This is a genomic window from Acidovorax sp. SRI_002, assembly GCF_057586455.1.
Window position 1 is genome coordinate 101,694 of the sequence record NZ_JBYCZW010000007.1, and the last position, 19,477, is coordinate 121,170.

The 19,477-nt window shown below is 65.5% G+C and carries 13 protein-coding genes; 7 read left to right on the top strand and 6 right to left on the bottom strand.

What is annotated here, in order from left to right; translation table 11 throughout:
* Positions 1–22: 22 nt before the first annotated feature.
* Positions 23–442 (bottom strand): YbaN family protein, encoded by a 420-nt coding sequence (locus tag AC2YJX_RS19790; protein ID WP_055393793.1) that lies wholly within the window; start codon positions 440–442, stop codon positions 23–25.
* Positions 443–547: 105 nt separating this feature from the next.
* On the opposite strand from AC2YJX_RS19790, the gene def reads away from it, so the two are divergent.
* Positions 548–1,087: a peptide deformylase gene (gene def, locus AC2YJX_RS19795; RefSeq protein WP_218299770.1), complete on the top strand. Its 540-nt coding sequence runs from the start codon at positions 548–550 to the stop codon at positions 1,085–1,087.
* 188 nt (positions 1,088–1,275) lie between these two features.
* On the opposite strand, the gene AC2YJX_RS19800 is transcribed toward def, so the two are convergent.
* Positions 1,276–3,885 (bottom strand): [protein-PII] uridylyltransferase, encoded by a 2,610-nt coding sequence (locus AC2YJX_RS19800; RefSeq protein ID WP_487257046.1) that lies wholly within the window; start codon positions 3,883–3,885, stop codon positions 1,276–1,278.
* An 86-nt stretch (positions 3,886–3,971) separates the two neighbouring features.
* Positions 3,972–4,787 (bottom strand): type I methionyl aminopeptidase, encoded by an 816-nt coding sequence (gene map, locus AC2YJX_RS19805; RefSeq protein ID WP_487257047.1) that lies wholly within the window; start codon positions 4,785–4,787, stop codon positions 3,972–3,974.
* A 137-nt stretch (positions 4,788–4,924) separates the two neighbouring features.
* Here map and purL point away from each other — a divergent pair, with 137 nt between their 5' ends.
* Positions 4,925–8,932: a phosphoribosylformylglycinamidine synthase gene (gene purL / locus AC2YJX_RS19810; protein ID WP_487257048.1), complete on the top strand. Its 4,008-nt coding sequence runs from the start codon at positions 4,925–4,927 to the stop codon at positions 8,930–8,932.
* 191 nt (positions 8,933–9,123) lie between these two features.
* Here the strand turns inward: purL and AC2YJX_RS19815 are convergent, their stop codons facing one another.
* Entirely contained in the window at positions 9,124–9,807 is a 684-nt protein-coding gene (locus tag AC2YJX_RS19815) for a class I SAM-dependent methyltransferase (RefSeq protein WP_121419814.1), read from the bottom strand.
* 276 nt (positions 9,808–10,083) lie between these two features.
* Here AC2YJX_RS19815 and AC2YJX_RS19820 point away from each other — a divergent pair, with 276 nt between their 5' ends.
* The 5 genes from AC2YJX_RS19820 (at position 10,084) to AC2YJX_RS19840 (ending at position 15,157) form a co-directional block, all read left to right on the top strand.
* The gene (locus AC2YJX_RS19820; RefSeq protein WP_436130034.1) at positions 10,084–11,070 is read left to right on the top strand and encodes a DUF808 domain-containing protein; all 987 of its coding nucleotides are present in this window, start codon (positions 10,084–10,086) and stop codon (positions 11,068–11,070) included.
* A 130-nt stretch (positions 11,071–11,200) separates the two neighbouring features.
* The gene (locus tag AC2YJX_RS19825) at positions 11,201–11,791 is read left to right on the top strand and encodes an OmpW/AlkL family protein (RefSeq protein WP_487257049.1); all 591 of its coding nucleotides are present in this window, start codon (positions 11,201–11,203) and stop codon (positions 11,789–11,791) included.
* 243 nt (positions 11,792–12,034) lie between these two features.
* A complete protein-coding gene (gene egtD, locus AC2YJX_RS19830; RefSeq protein WP_055393810.1) occupies positions 12,035–12,952 on the top strand; it encodes an L-histidine N(alpha)-methyltransferase in 918 nt (305 codons plus the stop codon).
* Between the two features lie 12 nt (positions 12,953–12,964).
* Positions 12,965–14,161, top strand: coding sequence for an ergothioneine biosynthesis protein EgtB (egtB, locus tag AC2YJX_RS19835; protein WP_487257050.1), 1,197 nt, complete (start codon positions 12,965–12,967; stop codon positions 14,159–14,161).
* Between the two features lie 153 nt (positions 14,162–14,314).
* Positions 14,315–15,157, top strand: coding sequence for an SPFH domain-containing protein (locus tag AC2YJX_RS19840; RefSeq protein WP_055393814.1), 843 nt, complete (start codon positions 14,315–14,317; stop codon positions 15,155–15,157).
* 141 nt (positions 15,158–15,298) lie between these two features.
* On the opposite strand, the gene AC2YJX_RS19845 is transcribed toward AC2YJX_RS19840, so the two are convergent.
* Together AC2YJX_RS19845 and AC2YJX_RS19850 are read right to left on the bottom strand one after the other, a co-directional pair.
* A complete protein-coding gene (locus AC2YJX_RS19845; protein WP_487257051.1) occupies positions 15,299–16,582 on the bottom strand; it encodes an O-acetylhomoserine aminocarboxypropyltransferase/cysteine synthase family protein in 1,284 nt (427 codons plus the stop codon).
* Positions 16,583–16,751: 169 nt separating this feature from the next.
* The gene (locus AC2YJX_RS19850; protein ID WP_487257052.1) at positions 16,752–19,445 is read right to left on the bottom strand and encodes a cation-translocating P-type ATPase; all 2,694 of its coding nucleotides are present in this window, start codon (positions 19,443–19,445) and stop codon (positions 16,752–16,754) included.
* Positions 19,446–19,477: the final 32 nt, after the last annotated feature.

Here is a 19,477-nt window from a genome sequence, read left to right on the forward strand (position 1 = left end):
CCGGTGAGGGGAAGGGTGGGCTTCAGGGCTCGGGGCGGTGCCACAGCCAGGCTGCCACGCAAACCATGGAGGTGATGGCGATACCCACCACCCACGGCCGGGTGCCCGTGGCGAACAGCACGATGCCGCTCAGCGCCATCAGCAGTGTGGCACTCCACTTGGCCCGCCGGCTGACCTTGCCGCCCTGGGCCCAGTTGCGAAGCAGGGGGCCGAACAAGCGATGGTTCCACAGCCAGCGGTAGAGCCGTGGCGAGCTGCGGGCTGCGGCCCAGGCCGCCATGAGGATGAACACCGTGGTCGGCAGTCCGGGAACGATCACACCGATGATGCCCATGACCAGGCACAGCACGGCAAATGCGAGCAGCAGCCAGCGCACGGGCCAGGGCAGGGTGCGCAGTGGCGGCGCGGCGTCTTCGTGGGACTCGGTGGGGGGCTGGGGCATGTCCGTTATTGTGAATGCCCCGGCGGCGGCGCCTGCGCGTGCGCACGCGCTATGCTGCCGCAGCAGCGCATGCGCCGCTTTTCACTTGACCTGAATGCACCTTCGATGACCATCCACACCATCCTGAAGATGGGCGATCCGCGCCTGCTGCGTGTTGCCCAGCCTGTCACTGAATTCGATACCGATGCGCTTCACCTTCTGGTGCGCGACATGTTCGAGACCATGCAGTCTGTCAACGGAGCGGGACTTGCGGCGCCGCAGATCGGCGTGGATCTGCAGCTCGTGATTTTTGGATCTGGCGAGCGCAATCCACGCTACCCGGACCGGCCCGTGGTCCCTCCCACCGTCTTGCTCAACCCGGTCATCATGCCCCTTGGTGATGAGGAGGATGAGGACTGGGAAGGTTGCCTTTCGGTGCCAGGGTTGCGCGGCAAGGTGCCCCGCTGGTCGCGCATTCGCTATACCGGGTTTGATCCGTATGGCGACCCGATCGACCGCACGGTGGAAGGGTTTCATGCCCGGGTGGTGCAGCACGAATGCGACCACCTCATCGGCAAGCTCTACCCCATGCGGGTGCGCGATTTCACGCAGTTCGGCTTTACCGAAGTGCTGTTCCCGGAGATCAGCGCCAACGAGGACGACTGATGCCTCCGCTTGACAGGCACACATCTGTCACCGGTGTACCTGCACCGGGATAGATCTTGCTGTGGGTGAGGGCTTCGTACGCGTGGTTGCTGAAGCTGATCAAGGTGCCATATGTCAAAAAAGGCCGCTAGCGCTTTCTGGTAAAGCTCTGGTTGCTATTAAAAAGATGGCATTTTGTCGAGCGTGGCTCACGCGGACAGTTCGCGCAGCAGCTCGGTCTCGATCTCGATCTGGCGGGCGTTGTTCTGCAGCTCGGGGCCCTGGATCAGGAAGGTGTCTTCCACCCGCTCCCCCAAGGTGCTGACCTTGGCCAGTTGCACGCTCAGGTGGTGCTGCGCCAGGATACGGGCCACCAGGTAGAGCAGGCCCGCCCGGTCGCTGGCTGAGATGGCCAGCAGCCAGCGCTGGGCCTTTTCGTCGGGTCGCAGGGTGACGCGCGGCGCCACCGGAAAACTCTTGACCCGGCGCGAGACCCGCTTGCGGGCGGGCTCGGGCAGCGGGCCACCGGCCTCGATCACACGCACCAGATCGCTTTCGACCATGTGCGTCAGCTCCCGGTAGTGCCCCGGCTGCGATGAGGCCACCACCTGGAAGGTGTCGAGGGCATAGCCGTTGTTCGCGGTGTGCACGCGGGCATCCAGGATGGAAAACCCTGCGCGGTCGAAATATCCGCAGATGCGCGCAAACAGATCGGCCTGGTCGGCCGCATACACCATCACCTGCAGCCCGTCGCCTGCCAGCGACTGGCGCGCGCGCACCACAGGCTTTGCCGTGCCGACATGGCGCGACAGGTGGCGCGTGTGCCAGGCGATGTCGGCAGCCTCGTGCCGCATGAAGTAGCTCACGTCCAGTGTGGCCCACAGGGCCTTGTGTGCCTCGAAGGGCAGGGCGCTCAGGGCCAGCAGCACCAGCGCCTCGCGCTTGCGGGCCTCGATTTCGGCGGCAGCGTCGGGCGCCCGGCCGCCCAGGGTGCGCAGCGTGGCGCGGTACAGGTCTTCCAGCAGTTTGCCCTTCCACGCATTCCACACCTTGGGACTGGTGCCACGGATGTCGGCTACGGTGAGCAGGTACAGCGCGGTGAGATAGCGTTCGTTGCCTACGCGCTGCGCGAACGCGGCGATCACGTCGGGATCGCTCAGGTCTTCCTTTTGGGCGATGCGGCTCATCGACAGGTGTTCGCTGACCAGGAATTCGACGAGTTTTGCGTCCTCGCGGGCGACGCCGTGTTGGCGGCAAAAGCGGCGCACTTCCACGGCACCGATCTGCGAGTGGTCGCCCCCACGGCCTTTGCCAATGTCATGGAAGAGTGCGGCGATGTACAGGATCCACGGCTTGTCCCAGCCGCCAGCCAGCTGCGAGCAAAAGGGGTACTCGTGCGCGTGCTCGGCCATGAAGAAGCGGCGCACGTTGCGCAGCACCATCAGGATGTGCTGGTCCACCGTGTACACGTGGAACAGGTCGTGCTGCATCTGCCCGACGATGCCGCGAAACGCCCACAGGTAGCGGCCCAGCACCGAGGTCTGGTTCATCAGCCGCATGGCATGCGTAATGCCCGACGGCTGCTGCAGGATGCGCATGAAGTTGTCGCGGTTGACCGGGTCGCGGCGGAAAGCGCCATCCATCACGCCGCGTGCGTTGTACAGCGCACGCAAGGTGCGGGCTGACAGATCTTTCAGGCCCACCGTGGTCTGGTAGAGCAAAAAGGTTTCGAGGATGGCGTGTGGGTCGCGCGTGTAAAGGTCATCGCTGGCCACCTCGATGAGCCCAGCCTTTTCGAAGAAGCGCTCGTTGATGGGGCGCGGCTCGTGCGTCGAGGGATTCAGGCGCTCTTCGATGTTCAGCAGCAGGATCTGGCTGAGCTGCGATACAGCCTTGGCCGCCCAGTAGTAGCGCCGCATGAGGCTCTCGCTGGCGCGCATGGGCAGCCGCGATCCGTCGGGCGCCTGTGAGCGGTAGCCAAACGACTCGGCCACGGCGGTCTGCAGGTCAAACACCAACCGGTCTTCATGCCGCCCTGCGGCGGCATGCAGGCGCGCACGGATGAGGCACAGCACCGCCTCGTTGCGCTCGATCTGGCGCACCTCGAACGCGGTGGCCATGCCGCTGGCGGCCAGCTCTTTCCAGTTGCGGCCCAGCCCCGCGGCCTGGGAGACCCACAAGATCATCTGCAGGTCGCGCAGCCCGCCAGGAGACTCTTTGCAGTTGGGTTCCAGCGAATAGGGCGTGTTCTCGTACTTGTTGTGGCGCTGGCGCATCTCCAGTGTCTTGGCCACCAGAAACGCCTGGGGATTCATCTGCGTGCGGTACTGTCGCTGGAAGTCTTCAAACAGCGCTGCGTTGCCGCACACGAGGCGTGATTCAAGGAGGGAGGTCTGCACGGTGACATCGCCCGCACTTTCGGCCAGGCATTCGGCTACCGTGCGCACGCTGGAGCCAATCTCCAGCCCCGCATCCCAGCAGCTGCCGATGAAACCTTCGAGCTGGGTGCGCAGTGCGCTGCCCGCCTCGGGCGCCGCACCATCGGGCATCAGCAGCAGTACATCCACATCCGAATAAGGAAAGAGCTGGTCGCGCCCGAAACCGCCCACCGCCACCAGGGCCATGTCGGCAGGCAGTTCGGCGCGCTGCCACAGCGTTTGCAGCAGGGTGCCTGCCAGGGTGGACAGCTTGCGCAGCAGCACCCGGATGCCGCGTGTGGAGGCCCCCGTCGCTTTCATGGCGGCCAGCAGCGCCGCTTTGTCGCTGCGGTAGGCGTCCCGCAGGACGTGCACTTCAGGCAGGGCATGGATTTTGGTCATGGTCGTCGAAGGTCGCGCTGAAGAAGGGCCATGCAAAAAGCCATGCAAGAGTTGTGCGAGCCGGCTGGCAGGGGCCGGCGAGCGGGTCAGGTCTTGGTCGCGGTCACAAATGCCGGGAGCGGCGGCGAGCCTGCCGACAGCGTCATGACTTCATAGCCTGTTTCGGTAACCAGCACCGTGTGCTCCCACTGGGCTGACAGGCTGTGGTCCTTGGTCACGATGGTCCAACCGTCGTTACCAAAGTCTTTTACCTCGCGGCGGCCCGCATTGATCATGGGCTCGATGGTGAACACCATGCCGGGCACCAGTTCTTCGAGCGTGCCGGGGCGGCCGTAGTGCAGCACCTGAGGCTCTTCGTGGAATTTTTTGCCAATGCCATGGCCGCAGAACTCGCGCACGATGGAAAAGCCCTGGCCTTCGGCATACTTCTGGATGGCGTGGCCGATGTCGCCCAGATGCGCGCCGGGCTTGACCTGCACGATGCCGTGCCACATGGCATCGAACGTGATGGCCGACAGCCGCTTGGCGGCGATCGAGCATTCGCCGATCAGGTACATGCGGCTGTTGTCGCCATACCAGCCGTCCTTGGTGATCACAGTCACGTCCACATTGACGATGTCACCCTTCTTCAAAGGCTTGTCGTTGGGGATGCCGTGGCACACCACATGGTTGACCGAGGTGCACAGCGAGGCCGGGTAGGGTGGATAACCCGGTGGCTGGTAGCCCACGGTGGCCGAGATGGTGCCCTGCTGTGCCATGCATTCGGCGCCCAGGCGGTCGATCTCTTTGGTGGTGATGCCGGGCTTGATGTGGGGGGCGATGTAGTCCAGTACTTCGGAGGCCAGACGGCAGGCCAGGCGCATGCCCTCGATGTCCTCAGCGCTTTTGATGGTGATGCTCATCCCCGGATTATCCCATTGGCCCCCGCGCCGCGCAGGCGGTGCGGCCATGCCCGGTAAAATAGCGGGCTCCGGTCCTGGCTGCACGCTGGCGCCCGGAGCCACCCTCTACCCCTGACACCCCCCAACAGGCCGCTACCGTGACCTTGCACATGACCACGCTGGCGGGCGGCAACGCCCTCAGCTCCTTCCGCGCCCAGCAACTTCAACCCGCCCTGGAGGCGATCCACCCCAAGATCAGCGGCATTGCAGCGCGTTTTGTGCACCTGGTCGCTACCGACGCGGCCCCTACACCCACTGAGCAAGAACGTTTGGCCGCGCTGTTGACCTACGGCGACCCTTATGCGGGCTCCGAAGACGGCGCCGTGCTCATCGTCACGCCCCGCCTGGGCACGCTGTCGCCCTGGGCCTCCAAGGCCACCGACATCGCCCGCAACTGCGGCATCGCCATCCGCCGGGTCGAGCGCATCACCGAATACCGCATCAGCCTCAAATCCGGTCTGCTGGGCAAAACCCCTGAGCTGGCGGCCGAGCAGCTGGGCCAGGTGGCCGCCTTGCTGCACGACCGCATGACCGAATCGGTGGTGGCCGACCGCAGCGCCGCCGCTGCTTTGTTCACCGAACTGCAGCCCGCGCCCATGGAGCATGTGGACGTGCTGGCCGGCGGCCGCGCTGCCCTGGAGGCCGCCAACACCCGCTTTGGCCTGGCGCTGGCTGACGATGAAATCGACTACCTTGTGACTGCCTTTACGGGCCTCGCGCGCAATCCCACCGACGTGGAGCTGATGATGTTCGCGCAGGCCAACAGCGAACACTGCCGCCACAAGATCTTCAACGCGCAGTTCACCATCGACGGCGTGGCGCAGGACAAGAGCCTGTTCGGCATGATCCGCAACACACACCAGCTGGCGCCCCAGCACACGGTGATCGCGTATTCGGACAACGCCTCGGTGATGGAAGGTCACCAGGTCGAGCGGTTTGTGGCAAAAATGGGATCTGGCGCTGATCCATCAAGCGCCAATAGCTATCAAAAGAGTAGCGTTACCCAGCATGTGCTGATGAAGGTGGAAACCCACAACCACCCCACGGCCATCTCGCCCTTCCCCGGCGCATCGACCGGCGCAGGCGGCGAGATACGTGATGAAGGCGCCACCGGCCGCGGCTCCAAGCCCAAGGCGGGCCTCACGGGCTTCACGGTGTCCAAGCTCTGGGGCAGCACCGTGGGCAAGCCCGAGCACATTGCCAGCCCGCTGCAGATCATGGTCGAAGGGCCCCTGGGCGGCGCCGCGTTCAACAACGAGTTTGGTCGCCCCAACCTGAACGGCTACTTCCGCGAATACGAGCAAGAAGTCGGCGGCGTGCAGCGCGGCTACCACAAGCCCATCATGATTGCGGGCGGTGTGGGCGTGATCGATGCCGAGCTGACGAAGAAGATTGAGTTTCCCGCCGGTTCGCTGCTGATCCAGCTGGGCGGCCCCGGCATGCGCATCGGTATGGGCGGCAGCGCCGCCAGCTCCATGGCCACGGGCACCAACGCGGCCGAGCTGGACTTTGACTCGGTGCAGCGCGGCAACCCCGAGATCGAGCGCCGCGCGCAAGAGGTCATCAACCACTGCTGGGCGCAGGGCGCGGCCAACCCGATCCTCGCCATCCACGACGTGGGTGCGGGTGGCTTGTCCAACGCCTTCCCCGAACTGACCAATGACGCAGGCCGGGGCGCGCGCTTTGACCTGCGTGCCGTGCAGCTCGAAGAGTCGGGCATGGCGCCCAAGGAAATCTGGAGCAACGAATCGCAAGAGCGCTACGTGCTAGCCATCGCGCCCGAGTCGCTGGAACAGTTCAAGGCCTTCTGCGAGCGCGAGCGCTGCCCGTTTGCCGTGATCGGCACGGCCACCGAAGAGCGCCAGCTGGTGCTGCACGACCCTGCTGCTACGGCCGACGATCAGAAGCTGCCCGTGGACATGCCCATGAACGTGCTGCTGGGCAAGCCGCCAAAGATGCACCGCGATGTGAAGACGGTGGTGCGCGAATTCGCACCCATGGCCCTGACCGGCGTGCCGCTGCAAAAAGCCGTGATCGACGTGCTGGCCCACCCCACGGTAGCCTCCAAGCGCTTCCTCATCACCATTGGCGACCGCACCGTGGGTGGCCTGAGCCACCGCGACCAGATGGTCGGCCCCTGGCAGGTGCCCGTGGCCGATTGCGCCGTGACCCTGGCCGACTACAAGGGCTTTGCGGGCGAGGCCATGAGCATGGGCGAGCGCACGCCGCTGGCCGCCATCAACGCGCCGGCTTCAGGCCGCATGGCCGTGGCCGAGGCCATCACCAACCTGCTGGCCGCCCCCATCGAGCTGCCGCGCGTGAAGCTGTCGGCCAACTGGATGGCCGCGTGTGGCGAGCCCGGCGAAGACGCCGCGCTGTACGAAACCGTGAAGGCCGTGGGCATGGAGCTGTGCCCTGCGCTGGGCATCAGCATCCCCGTGGGCAAGGACAGCCTGTCCATGCGCACGCAGTGGAGCGAAGGTTCTGAGAAGAAGAAAGTTACCTCGCCCGTCAGCCTGATCGTGAGCGCATTCGCTTCGCTGTCCGACGTGCGTGGCACGCTCACGCCCCAGCTCAACGCCACCGAGGCCGACACCACCCTGGTGCTGATCGACCTGGGCAAGGGCCAGAGCCGCATGGGCGGCAGCATCCTGGGCCAGACGCTGGAGCAAAGCGGCGATTTGGTACCCGATGTGGACGACCCGAAAGACCTGGTCAACCTCGTCAACGCCGTGAACGCACTGCGCGCCAAGGGCCAGATCCTGGCGTACCACGACCGCAGCGACGGCGGCCTGCTGGCGGCTGCCGCCGAAATGGCCTTTGCGGGCCATGTGGGCGTGGCGCTGAACGTGGATTTGCTGGTCACTGAAGGCGACGGCATCAGCGACAGCCGCATGGACACGGGCGATGCCAAGAACTGGGCAGGCCAGGTGGGGGCTCGCCGCGAAGAGCTCACGCTGAAAGCCCTGTTCAACGAGGAACTGGGTGTGTTGCTGCAGGTGCGCACGGCCGAGCGCAACGACGTGATGCAGACCCTGCGCGAGCATGGCCTGTCCAAGTTCAGCCACTTCGTCGGCAAAACGCGTCCTGCATCGTCCGAGATCGACGCAGGCAAGGGCGAATTGCAGGTCTGGCGCGATGCCAAGGCCGTATTCAGTGCGCCGCTGGCCGACCTGCACCAGGTGTGGGACGCTGTGAGCTGGAAGATTTGCCAGCAGCGCGACAACCCCGCCAATGCCGATGCCGAACACGCCGCAGCGGGCGAGCCCACCGACCCCGGCATGCACGTGCACCTCACGTTCGACGCCACTGACAACGTGGCGGCGCCATACCTGAACCTCGCCAAACCCAAGGTCGCCATCCTGCGCGAGCAGGGTGTGAACTCGCACATCGAGATGGCCTACACGTTCACGGAAGCAGGCTTTGAGGCCTATGACGTGCACATGACCGACCTGCAGACTGGCCGCGTCAAGCTCGAAGACTTCAAGGGCGTGGTGGCCTGCGGCGGCTTCAGCTACGGCGACACCTTGGGCGCGGGCATCGGCTGGGCGCGGTCCATCACCTTCAACCCCGTGCTGGCCGCGCAGTTCCAGGGCTTCTTTGGCCGCACCGATACGTTTGGCCTGGGTGTTTGCAACGGCTGCCAGATGTTTGCCGAGCTGGCCGACATCATCCCCGGCGCGCAGGACTGGCCACGCTTCACCACCAACCAGAGCGAGCGTTTCGAAGCCCGCCTGTCGCTGGTGGAAGTGCTCGAATCACCCAGCTTGTTCCTGCAAGGCATGGCCGGCAGCCGACTGCCGATTGCTGTGGCGCATGGCGAGGGTTATGCCAACTTCAAGTACCGGGGCAACGCCGACAAGGCCATTGCCGCCATGCGCTACGTGGACAACCACGGGCGCGCGACGGAGCAGTACCCCTTCAACCCCAACGGCAGCGCAGGCGGCCTGACGGCGGTGACCACGGCCGACGGCCGCTTCACGGCCATGATGCCGCACCCCGAGCGCGTGTTCCGCAACGTGCAGATGAGCTGGACGAGTGAAGACAAGGCGCAGTACAGCGGCTGGATGCGCATTTGGCGCAACGCGCGCAAGTGGGTAGGCTGATCCGGCGCTGATCATCTGCACCGCTGCGGCGGTTGTTGCCAAAAGGCCGGTCCCTCATGGGGTCGGCCTTTTTTCGTGGAGCCAACCATTGAGAAAGGTGGGCGGCGCGGGTGAAAGGCGGCAAGCCAAGGGCTGCTCCGTAACGAGGGCCTAGCCCCCCTCGGGGGAGGTGCTCCCGGCGGCTCAGGGGCTCATCCCATCTTGCGTTGGTAGATCAGCAGGCGGCCCTTGTAGGCCGGGCGGTCTTCCAGGGCCGGGTGGTCCAGGCGCTCTTCCACCACTTCAAACCGGTGCACTGCCATCTGCTTGTGGAAGGTAGAGCGGTTGCCCCGGTTCGGGTCCACGATCCAGATCTGCGCGCCCTGGCCGGCGTGGCGGTCCAGAAAACTGGCCAGCGAGGCGCGGGCGTCGCGTTCATACAGCACATCGCTGCCCATGATGAGGTCGAACTGACCTTGTACCGCGCCTGTTCCCGCGGCGGCGTCCGCGCCCCACTGGCCCGTGCGGTATTTGAGGGGCGGCAGGCCGTTGAGCCGCAGGTTCTCCAGCAGAAACGTTGGTGCCAGCGGGTGGCAGTCGCTGGCGGTCACATCCATGCCGCGCCGGTGGCACACCAGGCTTGCCAGGCCCAGGCCACAGCCAATCTCCAGCACGCGCTCGCCGGTCAGCAAAGGGCGGCTGGCCATGCGTTGTGCCAACTGTGCCCCCGATGGCCAAAGCAGGCCGAACAGGGGCCACGCGGCCGACGATATGCCAAGCGCCTCGGCGGCTCCCAGTGGATCAGAGAACTGTTGCCTGTCGAGCAATGATCGAATGATCAGGTCGGCTGCGCCAGTGATGGCGATGTCTTCGTGTTTGGTGAGGTAGCCGGGCATGGCTTGGGCATGAAGCCCGAATAAGAGCACATGCTCCAGGACCCCAGAGGTGATGGGTGAGGGCGCGAGTATGCGCTTTGTGCGGGGCGGCATTCGCGCCATCCATCGCTGTGCTGAGCAAGGGGCGGCCCACCAGTGGGAAACAGGTCGTGCAAGGGCCGCCCAGATCGAGGGGTCTGTGCCGCGCGGCGCCGTTGGCCTGGGCGTTGCTATAGTCCGGCGCACGCATGGCGGCATGCCCGCCGATTTTGTACTGACTTATTTCAAGGATTCCCCATGGCCACTGGCAGCCTGCTTGCCCTGTTGGACGATATCGCCACCATCCTCGACGACGTGGCCCTCATGACCAAGGTGGCGGCCAAGAAGAGCGCTGCCATGGCCGATGACGTGTCGGTCATGACAAAGGTGGCCGCCCAGAAGACGGCCGGTGTGCTGGGGGATGACCTGGCACTCAATGCCCAGCAGGTCACCGGGGTGCGGGCCGAGCGCGAAATCCCTGTGGTGTGGGCCGTGGCCAAGGGCTCCATGATCAACAAGGTCATCCTGGTGCCTGCCGCGCTGCTGATCAGCGCGTTTGCGCCCTGGGCGGTCACGCCTTTGTTGATGGTGGGGGGCGCTTTTTTGTGTTTTGAGGGCTTTGAAAAAGTGGCGCACAAGCTGCTGCATGCCCAGCACCAGGATGAGGCCGAGCACGAAAGCCATGCCAAGGCCAATGCGAACCCGGCGGTGGACCTGGTAGCCTTTGAAAAGGACAAGATCAAGGGCGCGGTGCGCACCGACTTCATCCTGTCGGCTGAAATCATCGCGATCACGCTGGGCACCGTGGCCAATGCACCGTTTACCCAGCAGGTGGCCGTGCTGTCGGGCATCGCCATCATCATGACCATCGGTGTGTATGGCCTGGTAGCGGGCATCGTCAAGCTCGATGACCTGGGCCTGTGGCTCAACAACAAGGCCAGCAGCGCGGCCCGTGCCGTGGGGGCAGGCATCCTGCGCGCTGCTCCCTGGCTCATGAAGGGCCTGTCCATTGCTGGCACGGCGGCGATGTTTCTGGTGGGCGGTGGCATCCTGGTGCATGGCGTTCCGGTGCTGCACCATGCTGTAGAGGGCGTAGCTGCCGCAGCAGGCCAATGGCCGACGGGCGGGTTGTGGAAGGTGGTGGTGGAGAATCTGCTCAACGCGGTGGTGGGCATCGTGGCCGGGGGGCTGGTGCTGGCCGGTGTCACGCTGGTGCAGCGCCTGCGCGGCAAGTCCACAGCGTGAGAATGGGTATGCCTTGATCTAGGTCTAAGGGTTAGTACGGAGGTCTTGAGATAGGGCAAGGTCGGCGGGTGGATGCAGCGGTTCAATACATGCACGGGGGTCGTCCCCGTCCAACCGATGCGAAATCACCATGAAAAAAACTCTGCTGGCTGTAGCCGCTCTGTGTGTTCTGTCTTCTGGCGCTGCGCTGGCGCAACAAGCAGAAGGCCCCTGGATGGTCCGCGCGCGCGTTGTCAACCTTGACAGCGCCAACAAGGACAGCACACCGCTGGGCCTGACGGTCAACGACAAGACCATCCCTGAAGTAGACATCACCTACTTCTTCAATAAGAACATCGCCGCCGAGCTGATCCTCACCGTCCCCCAGAAACACACCCTGCGTGCGGGCGGCGCTGCCATCGGCACGCTCAAGCACCTGCCTCCCACGCTCACTGTGCAATACCACTTTGACGTAGCCGGCTTTAAGCCCTACGTGGGTGCGGGCCTGAACTACACGCGCTTCTCCGGCCTGCACCTGCCCGCTGGTGTGGACATTGACCGCAACAGCTTTGGCCCCGCCTTGCAAGCCGGTGTGGACATTCCGCTGTCCAAGAACCTGTACCTGAATTTCGACGTGAAGAAGGTCTACATCAAGACCGACGTGAGCGCAGGCGGTGCCAAGCTGGGCACCTTCAAGGTGGACCCCGTTCTGGTGGGCGTGGGTCTGGGCTGGCGCTTCTAAGGAGTCTGCGGTCAAGGTTGGCCCTGCATTCCTGGCAGCAAGAGTTCTCCAAGGTTAAAAGGGCTGGCGCCTGCGCCAGCCCTTTTTTTTTTGGGGTGCGGAAATGGCCTACACACAGTTGCAGGCGAGGCGACGCACAATGGCGTGAAGGGAGCGTGTGGGGCGTGCCGCCGTGCGTGCGCCCCAGGTGCCTCTGCTTTTGACCACCCGGCGGCGCTGCCGCACCCAACGTCTCATTGACCCATGCTCCTGCCTCGCTACTCCGACATCACGCACGGGCTGACCCAGCGGCCCGCACGCATCTCCCCCAAGTATTTTTACGACCAGCACGGCTCGCAGCTGTTTGAGGCCATCACGCGCCTGCCGGAGTACTACCCCACGCGCACCGAGATGGCACTGATGCAGACGCATGCGGACAGCATTGCAGGCACGGTGGGCCCGGGGCGTACCCTCATCGAACTGGGCGCAGGCAACTGCCAGAAGGCCCGCACCCTGTGCCGCCTGGTGCAGCCGGCGTGTTTTGTGGGTGTGGACATTTCAGCGGATTTTCTGGAACAGGCGGTGCAGGGGCTGCGCGACGACTTCCCCGCACTGGATGCCCGCGCACTGGCGGGCGACATGACCCTGGGGGTGGCACTGCCGGACGACATTCCCCGCACCGGCCGGCTGGTGTTCTACCCGGGCTCTTCCATCGGCAACTTCGATCCCCCGCATGCCCTGGAACTGCTGGGCCACATGCGCGAGCTTGTGGATGACGATGGCGGCCTGCTCATCGGCATCGATCTGCCCAAGGACGTGGCCGTGCTGGAGGCGGCCTACGACGATGCGGCGGGCGTGACGGCCGAGTTCAATCGCAACGTGCTGCGCCACGTGAACCGCCTGATCGGCAGCGACTTTGATGTGGGGCAGTGGCAGCACCGTGCGTTCTTTAACCCCGAGGCGTCGCGCATTGAAATGCACCTGGAGGCGACATCCGATACCGAGGTGTGCTGGCCCGGCGGTGGCCGCAGGTTTGAGCAGGGCGAGCGCATTCACACCGAGAACAGCTACAAGTACCCCTTGCCCGTGTTCACCGACATGCTGGCCCGCGCTGGTTTTGCACAGGCCCAGGCGTGGACGGACGAGCGCGGCTGGTTTGCGGTGGTGCACGCGCGTCCCTGATCAGTGGCTGCAATGACCACGACATCCAACACACTGCAGTCCCGCTACACCGCCGTGCGCGATCGCTCGGTGGCACTGGCGGCGCCCCTGTCGCCCGAGGACTGCTGCGCGCAGTCCATGCCGGACGCCAGCCCCACCAAATGGCACCTGGCGCACACCAGCTGGTTTTTTGAAACCTTCGTGCTCGAAGCGCACGAGCCCGGGTTTGTGCCGTTTGCGCCCGCGTTCCGGGTACTTTTCAACTCTTACTACAACGGTGTGGGGGCCAAGCACCCGCGCCCGCAGAGGGGGCTGCTGACGCGCCCCGCGCTCCATGAAGTGCTGGCCTACCGGGCCGATGTGGATGCCCGCATGGCGCGCCTGTTGTCTACCGTGGCGCACGATGCCGCTTTGTGCGCATTGATCGAACTGGGCTTGCAGCACGAGCAGCAGCACCAGGAGTTGATGCTCACCGACATACAGCACCTGCTGTCGTGCAACCCGCTGTTCCCTGTCTATGCGGCGGCTTGCGATGTGGCGCCACCGCCCGTGGCTGCAACTTTGACGTGGCATTCTTTCGACGGAGGGCTCATCGAAATCGGCCATAAAGGCGAAGGCTTTGCGTTTGACAACGAAGGCCCACGCCATCGCACGTACCTGCACCCTTACGCACTGGCCTCGCGCCTTGTTACCCAGGCTGAATTTGCGGCCTTTGTGGAGGGCGGGGGCTACCAGAACCCCATGCTCTGGCTGGCGGAAGGTTGGGATTGGCGGGCAGCACAGGGTCTGAATCACCCGCTGTATTGGCACCGCGTGGAAGGCGAGTGGTACTGCTTCACGTTGGCCGGCCTGCAGCCGCTGGAGGGCGACCAACCGGTGGTGCATCTGTCGTACTACGAGGCTGATGCCTACGCGCGCTGGGCGGGAGCCCGCCTGCCCACCGAGGCCGAATGGGAGCACGCGGCCGCGCAGGATGCCGACCCCATGGTGCAGCTCTTTGGCGTCGCCTGGCAATGGACACATTCGAGCTACGCCCCGTACCCCGGCTTTCAGGTGGCGGCAGGTGCCGTGGGCGAATACAACGGCAAGTTCATGGTGAATCAGTACGTGCTGCGGGGCTCGTCCTGCGCTACGCCACCGGGGCATGAGCGGCTGACCTACCGCAACTTCTTCCCGGCCACCGCGCGCTGGCAGTTCACGGGCATCCGGCTGGCACGCGACCTGGGCTGATACGGGGCTCTGCCGTCCCGAAGGCTGCTGTAGACAGCGGCGAACCACACGTTTTTGGTGGGGTAGGGCTCTCCTACAATCGCGCTCGCTCGCCCTGCCGGCGCAGCCACGGCGCGCCGTGCCTACCAACCCCTTTTGACCCGTGAGACTCCCATGACCGCTTTGCGAACCTTGTCCCTGTTGTGCCTGAGCGTTGCGCTGGGCGCGTGCAGCCAGATCGATACCGGCAATGTGGGTGTGGAGCGCACGCTGGGCAAGGTGGGGCAGGAGGCCCTGCCGCCGGGGCTTTACTTCACGCTGTTCAAGACGGTGGACGAATTCACCGCCAAGGAGGTGAGCTTTTCGCTGGAGAACCTCACCCCCAAGAGCCGTGACAACCTGACCATGCAGGACGTGGACATCGACATCTATTTCAAGACCACGCCGGCCTCCATCCCTACGCTGTTCGTCAAATACCAGGGCGATGTGGTGCAGCACAGACAAGTGGTCAAAGACGGCACGGCGGACTTGCTGGTGGCCTACAGCCGCGTGCAGCGCGAAGCCCGTGAAGCCATCTACAAGGCCATTGCCCAGATGGATGCGACCACCATGCACACCAAGCGCGCCGAGCTGGCAGAAAGCGTGCGCACCACCTTGCAGGCCGAGCTGGACGCCACGGACAAAGGCGCCTTCACTGTCACCGCCGTGAATGTTCGCAACATGCTGACGGACAAGGCCATCGAATCCGCCATCCGCCAGCGTGCCGAGACGGACCAGGCGATCGAGAAGAAGCGCAAGGAGATCGACCTGGCCAAGGCCGAGGCAGAGCGCCTGATCGTGCAGGCCGAAGGCGAGGCACGGGCCAATCAGATCATCAGCGCATCGCTCACGCCCGCGCTCAAGGAAATCCGGCTGGCCGAGATCCAGCGCGACACCGCCCTGGCCATTGCCAGCAAGCAGGGCAACACGGTGCTGATGGGCGGCGGCGCTGCACCACTGGTCAGCGTGGGCCGGTGAATCAGGGCGCCAAGCGTTGCCACTGTGGGTTGATTTGCTATTGAAATAATAGCTAATAGCGCTTTCCAGTCAAGCGCTGGAGGCTAAAAACACTTGAAATTTTGAGTGGCCACGCGCCTTCAGCGCATGGCCACTCGCCGTTCACACCTTGTCGAGCGCCTGGGCCAGGTCGGCCTGCAGGTCGTTGATGTGCTCGATGCCCACCGACAAGCGCACCATGCCCTCGCTCACGCCGGCCTTGGTCAGCTCCTCGGGGTTGAGCTGGCGGTGGGTGGTCGATGCGGGGTGCGTGGCGAGGGACTTCGCATCGCCGATGTTGACCAGGCGTGTGAAGAGTTGCAGCGCATCCAGAAAACGTGCACCGGCCGCACGCGGGTCGGCGTCGCTGTTCTTCACGCCAAAGCTCAGGATGCCCGAGGCCTTGCCGCCTGACTGGCGCTGCACCAGCGCGTGGTCCGGGTGGTCGGGCAGACCGGCGTAGCGCACCCATTCCACCTTGGGATGGCTTTGCAGGTACTTGGCAATGGCCAGCGTGTTGTCGCAGATGCGGTCCATGCGCAGCGCCAGGGTTTCGATGCCTTGCAGGATCAGGAAGGCATTGAGCGGCGCCAGCGCCGCGCCGGTATTGCGCAGTGGCACCACGCGCGCCCGACCGATGAAGGCAGCCGGGCCCAGGGCCTCGGTGTAGACCACGCCGTGGTAGCTCACATCGGGCTCATTCAGGCGCGGGAAGCGCGCCTTGTGCTCTGCCCACGGGAACTTGCCGCTGTCCACAATCGCGCCGCCCACGCTGTTGCCGTGGCCGCCCAGGTACTTGGTGAGCGAGTGCACCACGATGTCGGCGCCATGCTCGATGGGGCGCAACAGGTAGGGGCTGGGCACCGTGTTGTCCACGATCAGCGGCACGCCATGGTCGTGCGCCACCTTGGCCAGCGCAGCGATATCGGTCACGTTGCCCAGCGGGTTGCCGATGGACTCGATGAAGATGGCCTTGGTGCGCGCATCGATGTGCTGCGCAAAGCTGGCCGGGTCACGCGGGTCGGCAAAGCGCGTGGTGATGCCCTGCTGCGGCAGCGTGTGGGCAAACAGGTTGTAGGTGCCGCCGTAGAGCGTGCTGGCCGAGACGATGTTGTCGCCCGCCTCGGCAATGGTCTGGATGGCATAGGTGATGGCTGCCATGCCCGAGGCCACGGCCAGCGCGGCAATGCCGCCTTCGAGCGCTGCGACGCGCTTTTCGAGCACGTCGGTGGTGGGGTTCATGATGCGGGTGTAGATGTTGCCCGGCACCTTCAGGTCGAACAGGTCCGCGCCGTGCTGGGCGCTGTCAAACGCGTAGGCCACCGTCTGGTAGATGGGCACGGCCACGGCCTTGGTGGTGGGGTCGGGGCTGTAGCCGGCGTGGACGGCCAGGGTTTCGATTTTCATGAAGCTTGTCTCTTTCGTTGAAGGGAAGGGAGTGGCACCACCGGTCTCCACCCGTGGCTGGGCGGAGCTCGGTGCGCCGATGGCGCGGGCCATTCTGGCACCGCTGGCCGCTGGCGTCATCGAATCGTTGGCTATGTGCTTATGACGTTCTTGTGCGGGTTGGGCAACCTCACGCAGCAGGCTCGTCCATGGCGCTGTCGATGGGCTCTGGCGCGGTGCGCCGCTCCTGCTGGCTGCGCCGCCAGGCCTTCTCGATTTCCACGACCACCAGCACCACCAGTGCGGCGCCAATGCACAGCGCTAGCTCGCCAATACTCAGCGGCTCCGTGCGGAATATGGGGTTGAGCCAGGGCACATAAATCGTGGCCATCTGCAGCGCAAAGGTGAGCAGCACGGCGCCCAGCAGCGGGCGGTTGCTCAGCAGGCCTAGGCGCCAGATGGGTTCGGATTCGGAGCGGATGGCGATCACGTGCGCCATCTGCGCCAGCGTGAGCACGGTGAACACCATGGTCTGCCAATGCGCGTGGCCGGTGTGCAGGGCCCAGGCCTGCACCGCCAGGCACAGCCCGCCAATGAGCAGGCCCACGCCCAATATGTGCTGCCACATGCCGTGTGCAAACAGGCTCTCGCGCGGTGCGCGGGGCGGGCGCTGCATGATGCCGCGCTCGGCTGGCTCGGCCGCCAGTGCCAGGCCGGGCAGGCCGTCGGTCACCAGGTTGACCCACAGGATGTGGATGGGCAGCAGCGGAATGGGCAGCAGCAACAGCGGCGCGAGGAAGATGGTCCAGATCTCGCCCGAGTTGCCCGTCATCGCGTAGCGCACAAACTTGCGGATGTTGTCGTAGATGCGGCGGCCTTCGCGCACCGCCGCGACGATGGTGGCGAAGTTGTCGTCCAGCAGCACCAGGCTCGATGCCTCGCGCGCCACGTCGGTACCGCCCTGGCCCATCGCAATGCCGATATCGGCGCGTTTGAGGGCCGGGGCGTCGTTCACGCCGTCGCCTGTCATAGCCACGAAGTGGCCCTGGGCCTGCAGCGCTTCGACGATGCGGATCTTCTGCGCCGGGTCCACGCGGGCGTAGACCTGCACCTGTTCCACGCGGGCGCGCAGTGCGGCATCGTCCAATGTGGCCAGGTCGGCGCCGGTGAGCACGGGCGCGTCGGTGCTGGTGACGATACCCAAGCGGTGAGCAATGGCACGTGCGGTGGCGGGGTGGTCGCCGGTGATCATCACGGGCGTGATGCCTGCGCTGATGCAGGCGCGCACTGCGGCCTTCGCCTCGGCACGGGGTGGGTCGATGAGGGCGATCAGGCCCAGCAGCTCCAGCTGGTTTTCTACCGCGTCGATGTCGTTGGTGTCGGGCAGGCGGGTGTGGCTGCGGCGGGCCAGGGCCAGCACACGCAGGCCCTGGGCGGCGAGTTGCTGGGCGGTGGCGAGGACCTGGGCCGTGTCCAGTGCGGCAGCGCCTTCGGGCGTCCAGTGGGCGGTGCAGCGGGGCAAGACTGATTCCGGCGCGCCCTTGGTGTAGGCCACAAAACCATCGGCAGCGCGGTGGAAGGTGGTCATGCGCTTGCGTTCAGAGTCAAAGGGCTGCTCTTGCACGCGGGGGCTGCTCACATCTAGTTGGGCCTTGTCCAGCCCGCCGGCGTGGGCGGCGAGCACTAGCGCGGTTTCGGTGGGGTCGCCCAGCCACTGGGTGCCTGAATGACCCTCTTCGTTCTTTGTCTGGAGCGTGGCGTCGTTGCACAGCGCGGCGGCGCGCAGGGCCTCGGCATGGGCGGGGCCGGGCAGGGGGTCACCGGGCACCCAGCGCACGCCGTGGGCCAGCAGCAGCTCGGCATGCATGCGGTTTTGCGTGAGGGTGCCGGTCTTGTCCGAGCAGATGGTGGTGACCGAGCCCAGGGTTTCGACCGACGGCAGGCGCCGCACCAGCGCATGCACGGCCACCATGCGGCGTGCGCCCAGGGCCAGGAGCACGGTGACCACCGCAGGCAGTGCCTCGGGGATGGCGGCCACGGCCAGACTGATGGCGGTGAGGGCCATGAGCAGCGGCGCCTCGCCGCGCAGCACACCCACCACAAAGATCACCGCGCAGATGCCCAGCACCGCGATCGCCAAGCGCTTGCCAAAGGCCGCCAGGCGCAGTTGCAGCGGCGTGCTGCGGTCGCCGGTGTCGAGCAGCGTGGCCACCTTGCCCAGCTCGGTGTGCATGCCGGTGGCCACCACCAGGCCGCGTGCCCGGCCATGCGTGGCCGTGGTGCCCTTGAAGGCCATGTTGGTGCGGTCGCCCAGCGCGCCCACATCCTCGGCGGCCAGGGCCTCCGTCTGCTTGGCTACGGTGACGGACTCGCCCGTGAGGGCCGATTCATCCACCTGCAGCTGCGCAATCTCGATCAGCCGCAGGTCGGCCGGAATCTGGTTGCCCGCCTCCAGCAGCACGATGTCGCCCGGCACCAGCGCCGTGGCGGGCAACACCTGCACGGCTCCGCTGCGCAGCACCGTGGCGTGCGCCGCCGCCAGCTGGCGCAGCGCCGCCATGGCCTGGTCGGCGCGCCAGGCCTGAACAAAGCCGATGACGGCATTGAGCACCACGATCACCAGGATGACCAGCGTGTCGGTGACCTCCCCCACCAGGCCCGAGATGACGGCGGCGCCCAGCAGCACCAGCACCATGAAGTCCTTGAACTGGTCAGCCAGCAGATGCCACCAGGGGCGGTCTTGCCCCGCCGCCAGCTCATTGGCGCCGTGGGTGGCGCTGCGGCGCAGGGCTTCGTCGGGGTGCAGGCCCGCATCGGGGTTGACGCCATGTGCCTGGGCGACGGCCTCGGCGGTGTGCAGGTGAGGGGCTTGAGGAGGGGGCATGCGGCAATCTGGACAGAGGCCGCACGCCAGTG

What these genes read in the sequence shown, in the direction of transcription:
- AC2YJX_RS19800 (WP_487257046.1), bottom strand. Translation starts at nt 3,885, where the DNA reads ATGACCAAAATCCATGCCCTGCCTGAAGTGCACGTCCTGCGGGACGCC.
- map (WP_487257047.1), bottom strand. Translation starts at nt 4,787, where the DNA reads ATGAGCATCACCATCAAAAGCGCTGAGGACATCGAGGGCATGCGCCTG.
- AC2YJX_RS19825 (WP_487257049.1), top strand. Translation starts at nt 11,201, where the DNA reads ATGAAAAAAACTCTGCTGGCTGTAGCCGCTCTGTGTGTTCTGTCTTCT.
- def (WP_218299770.1), top strand. Translation starts at nt 548, where the DNA reads ATGACCATCCACACCATCCTGAAGATGGGCGATCCGCGCCTGCTGCGT.
- AC2YJX_RS19840 (WP_055393814.1), top strand. Translation starts at nt 14,315, where the DNA reads ATGACCGCTTTGCGAACCTTGTCCCTGTTGTGCCTGAGCGTTGCGCTG.
- AC2YJX_RS19815 (WP_121419814.1), bottom strand. Translation starts at nt 9,807, where the DNA reads ATGCCCGGCTACCTCACCAAACACGAAGACATCGCCATCACTGGCGCA.
- AC2YJX_RS19850 (WP_487257052.1), bottom strand. Translation starts at nt 19,445, where the DNA reads ATGCCCCCTCCTCAAGCCCCTCACCTGCACACCGCCGAGGCCGTCGCC.
- AC2YJX_RS19790 (WP_055393793.1), bottom strand. Translation starts at nt 442, where the DNA reads ATGCCCCAGCCCCCCACCGAGTCCCACGAAGACGCCGCGCCGCCACTG.
- egtD (WP_055393810.1), top strand. Translation starts at nt 12,035, where the DNA reads ATGCTCCTGCCTCGCTACTCCGACATCACGCACGGGCTGACCCAGCGG.
- AC2YJX_RS19845 (WP_487257051.1), bottom strand. Translation starts at nt 16,582, where the DNA reads ATGAAAATCGAAACCCTGGCCGTCCACGCCGGCTACAGCCCCGACCCC.
- egtB (WP_487257050.1), top strand. Translation starts at nt 12,965, where the DNA reads ATGACCACGACATCCAACACACTGCAGTCCCGCTACACCGCCGTGCGC.
- AC2YJX_RS19820 (WP_436130034.1), top strand. Translation starts at nt 10,084, where the DNA reads ATGGCCACTGGCAGCCTGCTTGCCCTGTTGGACGATATCGCCACCATC.